The following is a 12061-nucleotide window of genomic DNA, read 5'->3' on the forward strand; positions in this document are numbered from 1 at the left end:
CGCCCGATGTTCAGGGGAGTTCGGCACCGATCGGCTTCCGGTCCGGTCCGTTCCGGCCGTGCCAGCCGCCCCTGCCGGATGCGGTGTGATCGAGCCATGACCACATCACCGCACTCCGATCCACCGTTCCTCACCCTGCACACCACGGTCGTGCTGGTCGCCGCCGTCCTCATCGGGCTCGTCGCCGGCGGCTTGAGCTTCCTCGGCGGCACGCCTCCCGCCCTGGCCGTGCCGGCCGGGCTCACCGCCACGGGCGGGGCCGTGCCCGTGCTGCGCCGCCTCGTCCGGTGACCGTCAGCCGGCCGGCGGGAGTTCGCCCGAGCCGCGGGGGATCAGGCGGGTCGGGAGTTCGATGCGGGTCGGGGGGAGGTCGGTTCCCGCGAGGCGCTGGAAGAGACGGTCCGTGGCCACCCGGCCCAGCGCCGCCGGGTCCTGGGCGACCACCGTGACGCCGGGCCGGAGCAGGTCGGCCAGCTCGAAGTCGTCGAAGCCGACCAGTGCCACCGGGCGCTCCCGGTCGGCGAGGACCCGCACCACCGTGACCGTCACGCGGTTGTTGCCTGCGAAGACGGCCGACACCGCCTCCGGGCCCGCGAGCAGCGCCCGGGCCGCCGCGGACACCCTCTCGGGCGCCGTGGAACCGAGCGAGACCCAGGATTCGGACACCGGCAGGCCCGCGTCCGCCATCGCCGCGCGGTAGCCGCGCAGCCGCTCCGCCGCCGTGTGGATGCGCGGACGGTCGCCGATGAATCCGATCCTGCGATGCCCGCCCGCGATCAGGTGGGCCACCCCCTCCCGGGCGCCGCCGAAATTGTCCGACAGCACCACGTCCGCGTCGATCCGGCCGGCCGGGCGGTCCACGAACACGGTGGCCACACCTGCCCGCATCTCCGGCTCCAGGTAGCGGTGGTCGTCGCCGGCCGGGATCACGATCAGCCCGTCGACCCGGCGCGCGCACAGCGCGAGCGCCAACTCCCGCTCCCTGTCCGGGTCCTCGGCGCTGGAGCCGTTGATGAGCAGCGCCCCGTGCGCGCGTGCGACCTCCTCCACCGCCCGGTTCAGCGGACCGTAGAAGGGATCGGCGAGGTCCTCAAGGACCAGGCCCACGGTTGCGGTTCGGCCCTTTCGCAGGACGCGGGCGCTGTCGTTGCGGCGGAAACCGAGGGCGTCGATGGCCTCCTGGACCCGCTGCTCGGTGTCGGGGGTGACTCCGGTCTCCCCGTTGACCACCCGCGACACCGTTTTCAGGCCCACGCCCGCCCGGGCCGCCACGTCCTTCATGGTCGGCCGGTTTCCGTAACGGGGGTCGGACGGGCGGCGGCTGTGAGGCACGGCGGGCAAACCTCCGGAGGTATCGGACAGGGCTGTGACCTTGAGGATAAGCACTCGGCCGAGACTGAGGTTTCCGTGGCAGGGTGAGGCGGGCAAGCCACTGGGGGCTCCGGACGAGCCATGGGGAGAGGGGTAGACGTGATTGTCTGGATCAACGGCACATTCGGCGCCGGGAAGACCAGCACGGCCCGCGAACTGACCGGAATGCTGCCGGACAGCACCCTGTTCGACCCGGAGTTCATCGGTGACGCGCTGCGCGTGCTGCTGCCGCGCAAGCGCCTGGCGGAGGTCACCGACTACCAGGACCTGCCGAGCTGGCGGCGCCTGGTGGTGGACACGGCGGCGGCGATGCTCACCGAACTGGGCGGAGTCCTCGTCGTGCCGATGACGCTCCTCAGGCAGGAGTACCGGGACGAGATCTTCGGCGGTCTGGCGGCCCGGCGGATCGCGGTGCGCCATGTGCTGCTGGCCCCTGCGGAAACGATCCTCCGGCACCGGATCGCGACGCGGGAGGAGCCCGGCGGGCCGCAGGACGTGGACCCCCGGGTCCGGCAGTGGGCGTACGACCACATCCCCGCCTACCAGCAGGCGCTCGGCTGGCTCACCGCCGACGCGCACGTCATCGACAACGGCGCCCTGAGCGTGCGGGAGACCGCGGAACGGATCGCCGAAGCGGTGCGCACGGACGAGGCGCGGGTCTGCGACATCGTGCAGACCCCGGAGCCCACCCGGGAAACGGTGGCATCCGGGGTGCTGCTCTTCGACGAGCAGGACCGGGTGCTGCTGGTGGATCCGACGTACAAGGCGGGCTGGGAGTTCCCGGGCGGCGTCGTCGAAGCCGGGGAGGCACCCGCGTGCGCGGGCGTACGGGAGGTCGCCGAGGAACTGGGCCTCGTACTGGACCGGACGCCCGGGCTGCTCGTCGTCGACTGGGAGTCCCCGCAGCCGCCCGGTCACGGGGGCCTGCGCCTGCTCTTCGACGGCGGCCGCCTCCCGGAGGGCGCGGCGGACCGGCTCCGGCTGCCCGGCCCGGAGCTGCGGACCTGGCGCTTCGTCACGGAGGCCGAGGCCGCCGGCCTGCTCCCGAAGCACCGCTACGAGCGCCTGCGCTGGGCCCTGCGCGCCAGGGAGCGCGGCCGCCCCCTGTACCTGGAGGCGGGCGTCCCGGTGGGCTGACCGGGGCGTCCCGGTGGGCCGGCCCGGGCGTCCCGGCGGCTGACCGCTCCCTCAAGAAGCCGCGGCGACCCGGACGAGGGCCGCCGCGGTGTCCTCCGTCAGCGGATCCCCGTGTCCGAAGCAGGCCGTCGAAGGGGCGAGCGCGGCCAGCCGCCGGAACGATTCGACGGCCCGGGCCCGGTCCACGTTGAAGACGCCCAGCATCAGCGGGCCGACGGCGGCGACACAGTCACCCGTGAACAGCACCCCGTGGCGCGGGAGATGGACGCCGATGCTGCCGTCCGTGTGGCCCGGCGCGTGGACCACGTACGCCCCGTCCCCGAAGCCCAGCGCGTCCCCGTCCTCCAGCTCCTGGTCGACCTGGGTGGGCGGGGCCTCGGGGACGGTCAGGCCGTGCGCGTACAGCGGAAGCTCCCAGTCCAGCAGCACCGGTTCCGGCACGGGCGACTCGCCTCGGATCACGGGCGCGTCCAGCCGGTGCGCCAGTACCCGCGCGCCCCAGCGGGCGGCGAGCTCACCGGCCGCGCCGACGTGGTCGCGGTGGCAGTGGGTGAGCACGATCCGCTCCAGCCGCTCGGGGAGCAGCCCGAGGGACCGTACCGCCCCCTCGATGGCGGCGGCGGAGCCCGCGTGACCGGCGTCGATCAGGGTGAGCGCCTCGCCGTCCTGCCACAGGTAGGCCTGGCCGATGGGGAATCGGAGCATGTGGAGCCGGTTCGGGATTACTTCTACAAGATCCATGTCACGAACGTACGAACACATCCTCGCCCAGCGCACACAGGTTCGCCGGGAGCGCAGTACGCCCAGGGCGCACTGCGCCCTGGGCGTACGACGCAACCCGCGGCGGATCAGCCGCGCCTGGACTCCGCGTAGTTGACGAGGAAGAGGGCCTCCGCCACCGACAGGCGCTCCAGCTCCTGCGGCGACACGCTCTCGTTGACCGCGTGGATCTGTGCCTCCGGCTCGCTCAGCCCGATCAGCAGCATCTCCGCGTCGGGGTACAGCTCCGTCAGCGTGTTGCACAGCGGGATCGAGCCGCCCATACCGGCGACCTGCATCTCCTCGCCCGGGTACGCCTCCTGCAGCGCCGCCGCCATCGACGCGTACGCCGGGCTGCTCGTGTCCGCCTGGAACGGCTGGCCCTGGCCCACGATCTCCAGCTCCAGGCGCGCCTTCCACGGGGTGTGCGCCACCATGTGCGCCTCCAGCAGCTTGACGGCCTCGGTGGTGTCCACGCCCGGCGGCACCCGCAGGCTGATCAGCGCGCCGGCGCTCGCGTGCACCGACGGCGTCGCGCCGACCACCGGCGGGCAGTCGATGCCGAGCACCGTGACGGCCGGCCGGGCCCACAGCCGGTCCGCGATCGTGCCCTCGCCGATCAGCTCCACCCCGTCCAGCACCCGCGCGTCGGCGCGGAAATCCGCCTCCGGGTACTGCAGGCCCTCCCACACCGCGTCCGAGGCCAGCCCGTCCACGGTCGTCGAACCGTCCGACGCGCGCAGCGAGTCCAGTACCCGGATGAGCGCGGCCAGCGCGTCGGGGGCGACCCCGCCGAACATGCCGGAGTGCAGGTTGCCGCCCAGCGTGTCGATCTTCACCTTGAGCAGGCACATGCCGCGCAGGGTGGCCGTCACCGTCGGCAGCCCGAGCCGGAAGTTGCCCGCGTCGCCGATGACGATGGTGTCGGCCGCCAGCAGCTCCGGGTGCGCCAAGGCGTACTGCTGGAGACCGCCGGTGCCCTGCTCCTCCGAGCCCTCGACGATCACCTTCACGCTCACCGGCACGCCGCCGTTGGCCTTCAGGGCGCGCAGCGCCAGCAGGTGCATGATGAACCCGCCCTTGCAGTCGGCGGCGCCGCGCCCGTACCAGCGGCCGTCGCGCTCGGTCAGCTCGAAGGCGGGGGAGATCCACGCCGCGTCGTCCAGCGGCGGCTGCACGTCGTAGTGCGCGTAGAGCAGTACGGTCGGCGCACCCTCGGGGCCGGGCAGGAAGCCGTACACCGACTGGGTGCCGTCGGGGGTGTCGAGCAGCGCCACGTCCTGGAAGCCCTCTACGCGCAGCGCGTCGGCCACCCAGTCCGCCGCGGCCCGGCTCTCGCTCTGCGGGAACTGTGCCCAGTCCGCCACCGACTGGAAGGCCACCAGCTCGGTCAGCTCCTGCTTGGCGCGGGGCATCAGCGAGGCGACGGTCTCGGCGATCGGATTCTGGGACATGGGCACGCTCCTTTTGGGTGCGACGTTGTGCTCTGTAGTACGCCATCCGTATACGCGGGGTGTGCGTACGCCGGGTACGGCGAAAGACAGTCCGATCCTCGCACAGCGGGGCGGGGGGGCGTCGCGCCGTAGGATTTCCCCGGCATCGGAGCACACCGGGTGATCAGGAGCAGCAGCACATCGTGAGCAGCGACGACGTACGCGACGCAAGCGCAGGACACGACGCGCAGGAGGCGGACGACGAGGTGACCGGAGGGACCGGCGGAACGGGCGAGGTCTGGGACGTGGTCGTGGTCGGGGCCGGACCGGCCGGGGCCTCCGCGGCGTACGCGGCGGCGACGGCGGGCCGGCGCGTCCTGCTCCTGGAGAAGGCCGAACTGCCCCGGTACAAGACCTGCGGCGGCGGGATCATCGGACCCTCGCGTGACGCCCTGCCCCCGGGCTTCGTACTGCCCCTGGAGGACCGCATCCACGCGGTGACCTTCTCGCTGGACGGGAAGCTGACCCGGACGCGGCGCTCGAAGCAGATGCTGTTCGGGCTCGTCAACCGGCCCGAGTTCGACGCCGGGCTGGTCGCCGTGGCCGAGAAGGCCGGCGCGACCGTCCGTACGGGGACGGCCGTGAGCCGCGTCGAGCAGCACGGGGCCGCCGTGCCGGACCGGCGGACCGTCGCCGTGGTGCTCGCCGACGGGGAGACCGTCCTGGCCCGCGCGGTGGTCGGGGCGGACGGCAGCGCGAGCCGGATCGGCGCGCACGTCGGGGTCGAAATGGCGCAGGTGGACCTCGGGCTGGAGGCGGAGATCCCCGTACCGGCAACGGTCGCGGAGGACTGGAAGGGGCGGGTGCTGCTCGACTGGGGCCCGCTGCCCGGCAGTTACGGCTGGGTCTTCCCCAAGGGCGACACCCTCACCGTCGGGGTCATCTCCGCCAAGGGCGAGGGCGCCGCGACGAAGCGGTACCTCGACGACTTCATCGCCCGGCTCGGGCTCGCCGGTTTCGAGCCGGCCGTATCCTCCGGGCACCTGACCCGCTGCCGCAAGCCCGATTCGCCGCTGTCGCGCGGGCGGGTGCTGGTGGCGGGTGACGCCGCGGGACTGCTGGAGCCGTGGACCCGGGAGGGCATCTCCTTCGCGCTGCGCTCCGGGCGGCTGGCGGGGGAGTGGGCGGTGAAGATCTCCGAGGCGCAGGACGCGGTGGACGCGCGCCGTCAGGCGCTCAACTACGCCTTCGCCGTGAAGGCGGGGCTGGGCGTGGAGATGGGCGTCGGCAGGCGGATGCTGGCCGTCTTCGAGGCCCGCCCGGGGCTGATGCACGCGGCGGTCACCGGGTTCCGCCCGGCGTGGCGGGCCTTCGCCCGCATCACGCGGGGATCGACGACCCTGGCCGACATGGTGCGCACGTATCCGCTGGCGCGCAGGGCGCTGCACGCCCTGGACGCCCGGCAGGCGGTCCGCGGCGCCGGTAGTGGCGGCAGTAGTGCCGGTAGCGGCGGTAGCAGCGAACAGGAGTTGGCGTAGGCGTAGGGGTCTATGCCGTGCGCGGGGGTGAGGGCGGGAGAACGTGTACCGGGACGGGTACGGCTGCCTGGACCGGCGGGGCGGCTCGACCTGAACGAGGTTGACCGGCCGGAACACCTGGTCGCGGCCTTCGCGCGCGGCGAGCACGTCGGGGTGGCGGTGATCGCTCTGGCGTTCAACCAGCCTGGGCAGGCCGCGGCGTTGCCCGTGGTCGCCGGGGCGCTGGAGTCGGCGGCCCGGAGGGGCGCCGCCAGGGCGTCATCGCCCTGGCGCACGTCGCGCGGCTCCACCGGACGGTGGGCCGGCGCTGTCTGGAGCGCTCGGGTTCCTGCCCGCGCGGCAACGAGGCCGATGACGACCTGTGGTCGTTCGTGCCCCGCCGGGAGCTGCCGCTCTGGCTGGGGAGGCACCACCTGGGCGAACTGACGGGCGGGCTGCCGCCCGCCCGCGTCCGCGGCCACCTCCGCGTCCGCGGCTCTCGGCGTGGCTGACCGGCCGGCCCCGGCCCCGCCCCCGCGGCTCTCGGCGCGGCTGGCCGGTCAGCCCCGGTCCGCTCCCGGCGTCCGTCCCGGCGGCCTCGGCTCGGCGCGGCTGACCGGCCAGTCCCGGTCCGCCCCGCGTCCGCCCGGCGTCCGTAGCTCTTGGCGCGGCTGACCGGCCCGCCCCGGCGTCCGCGGCTCACGGCGCGGCTGGCCGGCCAGTCCCGGTCCGCTCCCGGCATCCGCGGCCTCGGCTCGGCGTGGCTGGCCGGTCAGCCCCGGCCCGCCCCCGCGTCCGCGGCTCTCGGCGTGGCTGGCCGGTCAGTCCCGGTCCGCCCCGGCGGCCGCGGCTCTTGTCGCGGTGACCGGTCGGACTCGCGCTGTTGCTCGGGCCGGCCCCGCCGCTGCTGCGCGGGCCCGTGCCCACGCCGGGGGCCGCCGGTCAGTTCGACACCGTGATCCGGAAGACCGGGTGGTCGCCGGCGGCCTCCTGGAGCTCCGCGTCGGAGGACTTCGCGGTGACCCCCTGGAAGAAGCGGTTGACCTCCCAGCCCCACTTCTCCAGGTAGGCGCGCAGGATGGCGGCCTGCTGGACGGGGTCGGTGATCTCGGTGGCGGTGAAGGGCCGCACCTTGCGCCCCACGCGCAGCTCGCCGCCGCCCGCCGCCCGCATGTTGCGGACCCACTGGGAGTGGCCGCGGGCCGAGACCAGGTACTGCGCGCCCTCGTACGTGTGCGGGTTCACCGGGATTCGCTGCATCTCGCCGGACTCGCGGCCGCGGACCGACAGCTCGGCGGTGCCGGCCAGGCTGATGCCGAGCCGCGCGAGCTTGCCGAGGAACGCGTTGAAGCGGACGTCGAGCGGGCTGGCCTTGGCGTAGTACGGCTCGGGCGACGCATTCATGGTGACCTCCGGGGCCGGCTCATTGAGAGAGCACTGCTCTCGCTTGAGAACAGTGTGCACGGATCGGCGCACCAAAACAAGAGCAGTGCTCTCTCAATAGAGCAGGGATCCGATTCTTGGGCAGTGCTCCAGGTGCATGGCACACTGACACGCATGAACACCGTGCGAGGGGCCAGGGAGCGGGCCCGCATCGAGGTCACCGCCGCCATCAAGGACGAGGCACGCCGCAGGCTCGCCGCCGAGGGCGCCGCCAAACTCTCCCTGCGCGCCGTCGCCCGAGAACTGGGCATGGTCTCCTCCGCCCTCTACCGGTACTTCCCCAGTCGCGACGAGCTGCTCACCGCCCTCATCGTCGACGCGTACGACAGCGTCGGCGCGGCGGCCGAAGAGGCGGACACCCGCGCCCTCGCCGCCGGGCAGCCGCCCCGCGCCCGCTGGATCGCGGTCTGCGAGGCCGTCCGCGCCTGGGCGCTGGAGCACCCGCACGAGTACGCCCTCATCTACGGTTCCCCGGTCCCCGGCTACAGTGCCCCCCTCGACACCGTCGGCCCCGCCTCCCGCGTCGGGAACGTCTTCATCGCCGTCGTCCGCGCCGCCTACGAGGGCCGCGGCCTCGCGCTGCCGCCGCTGCCGGATGCCCTGCGCCCGGAGGCCGTGCGGATGACCGCCGACTTCGCCGAAGGACTGCCCCCGGAGGTCACGGCCGCCCTGGTCGCCGCCTGGGCGCAGCTGGTCGGTCTCATCTCCTTCGAGCTGTTCGGCCAGTTCAACCGCGTGGTCGAGGACCGGGCCGTCTTCTTCGCGCACGCCGCCGGCCAGCTGGCCCACGGGGTCGGACTGCCCGCCGTATGACGGCAGTCCCCCAGGCCCTGTTGTCGAAGTCCCGCCCGGCCCGCGACGCGCGGCACCACCCCACGCCGCGTTGTCGGGGCACCCCGATGCGTCCCGGTATTCGGGCGCCCCTGCGCCCTGCGAGGCGCGGCGCGGGACGCCACGGTCTGACCGGCGCTCCTTCGACGGCAGGGCCCAGGGCCCCCGAAGAGGATCCTGACGGCTGATCCTGACGGGAATTCACGTGATGGGGCGACAGGTCGCTTGTCTGTTCCTCGTACGAATGTGGGCGGTTCAGTCTTGACCCTGGGGGCGCCCGTCTAGTGTTCCTGGGGTCGAACCCCCTGCCGCCGCCGGAGGAACAGTCATGCCCCGCGCCGCGAAGGCCGTGTACGCAGTCCTGGTGACCGTCTTACTGGCCGCGCCGGCGCCCGCGGTCACGGCGCCGGCGCACACCGCCGAACCAGCGCCCGCAGGCCGGTCGGCGGCCGCGCCCCCACCGGCCCCGGCCCCCGCCGCGACCCCCGCACCCCCCGCGCCACGGATGCCGGGCGTGCGGGGCCTGGACATCGGCGTCCCCGCGTACGTCTGGGCGAACGACGAGATGCTGGCCGACCTCACCGCCACCGGCCCGGCCGCCTCCGTGGTGGTCCTCAACCCCGGCAACGGCGACTCCCCGTTCGACGCCCCGTGGCGGGCCCGCGCCGACGCCCTGCGACGCGGCACCACAGCCATCGGCGAGAAGACCAAGGTCCTCGGCTACGTCCACACCGACCACGGCAACCGGGACGCCGCCGCCGTCAAGGCGTCCGTCGACAACTACCTCAAGACCCCCGACGGCCGCCTCCACGTCGACGGCGTGTTCTTCGACGTCGTCAGCCGCGACTGCGGTCCCGGCAACGCCACCCGCGACCACTACGCGGAGCTCCGCCGCCACGTGGAGGACACCATGCGCGCCGTCGACCCGGCCGCGTCCCCGCTGGTCGTCAACAACCCGGGCACGGCCATAGCCGACTGCTACTTGGAGCCGGGCCGCCGGACCGCGGACGTCTTCGTCACGTACGAGGACACGTACGCCGCGTACACCGGCGGCGGCTGGCTCGGCGGCAACGTCTTCGACCCGCTCACCGGCTACCGCGCCGGCACCGAACTCGACCCGAGCGGCACGGCGTTCTGGCACCTGGTCCACGACGTCCCGGACGCCGGGGCGATGCGCACGACCCTGCGTACGGCCTTCGACCGCGGTGCGGGCTACGCGTACGCGACCAGCGCGGCCATGCCCAATCCCTGGAACACAGGCCCGGCATGGAAGTACGGCGCCCAGACCGCCTACGCCGCCGGCCTCGGCTGAGGTTCCGCGTTCCAGGCCGGTGCGGCGAAGAGGTGCACGGTTACATCACCGTCCGGGACGCGCTCCGCCGCTCATCGACGGTGGCCGGCAGGCTGCGGCCCCTGCGTTCGTACGGCGCGCGGCGTGAGACGAACAGGCGGCCGACGCAGGGGCGCCGAGGCCGATGCAGGCGCCGACGCGGGCGCCGACCCAGGCGCCGAGGCCGGCCGCCGTGCGCCGTCGGATCAGCGGTAGTCGTCCGGGTGGGCCTGCATCCAGGTGTTGATCTTGTCCCGGGTGTCGATCAGCGACGTCTGGTGCTTCTTCAGGTTCTCGAAGGAGCGGTCCCCGCCGAGTTCCTTGTCGAGCTTCGCGATCAGGTCGATCGGCTCGGGGAAATGGCCGGGCCCCTTCGGGTCGGCCTTCATCGCGCGGTCCATGCGGTGGAGTTCGTCGTGGACCCGGCCGAGGAAGTACGCGCAGTTGCCCGGGGTGCACGAATCGTCCAGCGTCGCCTGGAGACCGGCGAACGCGTCCCGCACCTTCTCGGCCGGGACGGCCGTGGGAGACGCCCCGGCCGCCGGGCTCGAGGCCGCCGGGCTCGCGGCTGCCTGGGACGCGGACGCCGAGGGCGCCGCGGCGGCCGGGTCGGCGGGCGGCGTCGCCGGCTCCGCGCTGCAGGAGACGGTGAACGCCGCCAGAGCGACGGCGAGCACCGCGGCGGACCGCGCTGAGGATATGACATCGACTGCCCCCCATGATCGATTGAGGCAGCCGACCCTACCTGTCCGCCCCCTTGCGCCCGCCGCCGCCCTCCCTGGGCCTCAGATCCCGGCGGTCTCGGTCCACAACCGGGCCAGCGCCAGGTCCCCGGTCACCCCCGGACCCGCCAGCGGCAACCGGTTCCACAGCGCCGCGTACAGCCAGGCGGCCTCCCCGGTCACCTCGCAGTCGACCGCGTCGTCCGTGGCACCCAGCACCGTCCGCGGCGGCTCGGACGACAGATGTACGGTCCACGCCGCGCCCGTGTCCGCGGCCCTGACACGCAGCACCCGGGGCTCCGGGGTCCGCACCCGGCTGCGCGGCCGCGCGTGGAAGCCGGTCAGCAGCTCGTCCACCCCGTCCTCCGCGAACTCGGCCGCCACCGGCGAGAACGCGACGCCGAGCGCCGCCTCGGCGTCCATCCGGTGCACGGCCGTCTCATGGGCCTGGCGCCGCGCCCAGAACGCCCGCGGCGAGGCCGGCGCGGTCGGCAGGAAGGTCCAGCTCTGCAGATCGTCCGGTGCCTCGCCCAGGGCGCGGACCAGGGCGGCGTGCCCTTCGCGGAACCAGGCGAGCAGTTCCGCGCCGGCCAGCTCCGGAGCGTCCGGGAACGGCATCCGCTCCAGCAGTCCCTCCTCGACGTACCCGGCCGCCCAGCGGTGCACCGAGCCGGTGTGCCGCAGCAGATCGGTGACGTGCCACCCCGGACACGTGGGAACACGGGCGTCCGTACCGGCTTCTTCCGCCAGCTCGGCGAGCAGCTGCCCGTCCCGTTCCAGCGTCTTCACGAATGTGGTGATCTCCATGCGGGGAAGTCTGTCAGCAGGCCCGCGACAATGGGGGAATGGACCGGGAACTCTTCCCGCGCGAGCGGACCGTGATCGCCCCCGGTGCCGTGCACGTGCCCGACTGGCTCGCCCCCGCGCGGCAGCGGGAGTTGCTGGCCGCCTGCCGCGAGTGGGCCCGCCCGCCCGCCGGCCTGCGCACCGTGCACACTCCAGGCGGCGGCACGATGAGCGCCCGGCAGGTGTGCCTCGGGCTGCACTGGTACCCGTACGGCTACGCCCGCACCGCCGTCGACGGCGACGGGGCCCCCGTCAAACCGATGCCCGCATGGCTCGCCGAGCTGGGGCGGGAAGCGGTGGCCGCCGCGTACGGGGAGCTCCCGGGGAGCGAGGTCGCGTACGACATCGCTCTGATCAACTTCTACGACGGCGACTCCCGCATGGGCATGCACCGCGACGCCGAGGAGCGGTCCGCGGCGCCGGTGGTCTCGCTCAGCCTTGGCGACGCCTGCGTCTTCCGCTTCGGGAACACCGTCTCGCGCGGACGGCCGTACCGCGATGTCGAGCTGCGCAGCGGGGACCTGTTCGTCTTCGGCGATTCGAGCCGACTGGCCTATCACGGGGTGCCGAAGGTCCTGCCGGGCACCGCCCCGGAAGGGCTCGGGCTGACCGGCCGGCTCAACATCACGCTCCGGGTCGGCGGACTCGGCCCGGACAACACCTGACGGCGGC

General features: G+C 73.8%; 12 protein-coding genes. 6 read left to right on the forward strand and 6 right to left on the reverse strand.

Annotated elements, in window-relative coordinates:
• Positions 1–96: 96 nt before the first annotated feature.
• Entirely contained in the window at positions 97–291 is a 195-nt protein-coding gene (locus tag AB0D48_RS19045; RefSeq protein WP_362397687.1) for a hypothetical protein, read from the forward strand.
• Between the two features lie 3 nt (positions 292–294).
• Here the strand turns inward: AB0D48_RS19045 and AB0D48_RS19050 are convergent, their stop codons facing one another.
• The gene (locus tag AB0D48_RS19050; protein ID WP_362397690.1) at positions 295–1281 is read right to left on the reverse strand and encodes a LacI family DNA-binding transcriptional regulator; all 987 of its coding nucleotides are present in this window, start codon (positions 1279–1281) and stop codon (positions 295–297) included.
• Between the two features lie 189 nt (positions 1282–1470).
• Here AB0D48_RS19050 and AB0D48_RS19055 point away from each other — a divergent pair, with 189 nt between their 5' ends.
• Positions 1471–2508, forward strand: a complete 1038-nt coding sequence (locus AB0D48_RS19055; protein ID WP_362397693.1) for an NUDIX domain-containing protein — start codon at positions 1471–1473, stop codon at positions 2506–2508.
• A 51-nt stretch (positions 2509–2559) separates the two neighbouring features.
• Here the strand turns inward: AB0D48_RS19055 and AB0D48_RS19060 are convergent, their stop codons facing one another.
• On the reverse strand, positions 2560–3249 hold the full coding sequence (locus tag AB0D48_RS19060) for an MBL fold metallo-hydrolase (protein WP_362397695.1): 690 nt from the start codon (positions 3247–3249) through the stop codon (positions 2560–2562).
• Positions 3250–3356: 107 nt separating this feature from the next.
• Entirely contained in the window at positions 3357–4721 is a 1365-nt protein-coding gene (locus AB0D48_RS19065) for a dipeptidase (protein ID WP_362397698.1), read from the reverse strand.
• A gap of 182 nt (positions 4722–4903) precedes the next feature.
• Between AB0D48_RS19065 and AB0D48_RS19070 the strand changes: the two genes are divergently transcribed.
• Positions 4904–6238 carry a geranylgeranyl reductase family protein gene (locus AB0D48_RS19070; protein ID WP_362397701.1) on the forward strand — a complete coding sequence of 445 codons (1335 nt, stop codon included), beginning with the start codon at positions 4904–4906 and terminating at the stop codon, positions 6236–6238.
• Between the two features lie 921 nt (positions 6239–7159).
• Here the strand turns inward: AB0D48_RS19070 and AB0D48_RS19075 are convergent.
• Positions 7160–7621, reverse strand: a complete 462-nt coding sequence (locus tag AB0D48_RS19075) for a nitroreductase/quinone reductase family protein (RefSeq protein WP_362397703.1) — start codon at positions 7619–7621, stop codon at positions 7160–7162.
• A 153-nt stretch (positions 7622–7774) separates the two neighbouring features.
• On the opposite strand from AB0D48_RS19075, the gene AB0D48_RS19080 reads away from it, so the two are divergent.
• Positions 7775–8473, forward strand: a complete 699-nt coding sequence (locus tag AB0D48_RS19080) for a TetR/AcrR family transcriptional regulator (RefSeq protein WP_362397706.1) — start codon at positions 7775–7777, stop codon at positions 8471–8473.
• A 346-nt stretch (positions 8474–8819) separates the two neighbouring features.
• Positions 8820–9803: a spherulation-specific family 4 protein gene (locus AB0D48_RS19085; RefSeq protein WP_362397709.1), complete on the forward strand. Its 984-nt coding sequence runs from the start codon at positions 8820–8822 to the stop codon at positions 9801–9803.
• A 224-nt stretch (positions 9804–10027) separates the two neighbouring features.
• Here AB0D48_RS19085 and AB0D48_RS19090 read toward each other — a convergent pair whose 3' ends face one another.
• Positions 10028–10498 carry a hypothetical protein gene (locus AB0D48_RS19090; RefSeq protein ID WP_362397712.1) on the reverse strand — a complete coding sequence of 157 codons (471 nt, stop codon included), beginning with the start codon at positions 10496–10498 and terminating at the stop codon, positions 10028–10030.
• Positions 10499–10606: 108 nt separating this feature from the next.
• A complete protein-coding gene (locus AB0D48_RS19095) occupies positions 10607–11350 on the reverse strand; it encodes a maleylpyruvate isomerase family mycothiol-dependent enzyme (protein ID WP_362397715.1) in 744 nt (247 codons plus the stop codon).
• A gap of 38 nt (positions 11351–11388) precedes the next feature.
• On the opposite strand from AB0D48_RS19095, the gene AB0D48_RS19100 reads away from it, so the two are divergent.
• Positions 11389–12054 (forward strand): alpha-ketoglutarate-dependent dioxygenase AlkB, encoded by a 666-nt coding sequence (locus tag AB0D48_RS19100; RefSeq protein WP_362397717.1) that lies wholly within the window; start codon positions 11389–11391, stop codon positions 12052–12054.
• Positions 12055–12061 lie beyond the last annotated feature (7 nt).

It is taken from the genome of Streptomyces sp. NPDC048269 (assembly GCF_040652395.1).
GTDB lineage: Bacteria > Actinomycetota > Actinomycetes > Streptomycetales > Streptomycetaceae > Streptomyces.

Excerpts from the sequence above, each read along its gene's own strand:
- AB0D48_RS19045 (WP_362397687.1), top strand. The coding sequence starts at position 97 with ATGACCACATCACCGCACTCCGATCCACCGTTCCTCACCCTGCACACC.
- AB0D48_RS19050 (WP_362397690.1), bottom strand. The coding sequence starts at position 1,281 with ATGAAGGACGTGGCGGCCCGGGCGGGCGTGGGCCTGAAAACGGTGTCG.
- AB0D48_RS19060 (WP_362397695.1), bottom strand. The coding sequence starts at position 3,249 with ATGGATCTTGTAGAAGTAATCCCGAACCGGCTCCACATGCTCCGATTC.
- AB0D48_RS19065 (WP_362397698.1), bottom strand. The coding sequence starts at position 4,721 with ATGTCCCAGAATCCGATCGCCGAGACCGTCGCCTCGCTGATGCCCCGC.
- AB0D48_RS19075 (WP_362397703.1), bottom strand. The coding sequence starts at position 7,621 with ATGAATGCGTCGCCCGAGCCGTACTACGCCAAGGCCAGCCCGCTCGAC.
- AB0D48_RS19080 (WP_362397706.1), top strand. The coding sequence starts at position 7,775 with ATGAACACCGTGCGAGGGGCCAGGGAGCGGGCCCGCATCGAGGTCACC.
- AB0D48_RS19085 (WP_362397709.1), top strand. The coding sequence starts at position 8,820 with ATGCCCCGCGCCGCGAAGGCCGTGTACGCAGTCCTGGTGACCGTCTTA.
- AB0D48_RS19095 (WP_362397715.1), bottom strand. The coding sequence starts at position 11,350 with ATGGAGATCACCACATTCGTGAAGACGCTGGAACGGGACGGGCAGCTG.
- AB0D48_RS19100 (WP_362397717.1), top strand. The coding sequence starts at position 11,389 with ATGGACCGGGAACTCTTCCCGCGCGAGCGGACCGTGATCGCCCCCGGT.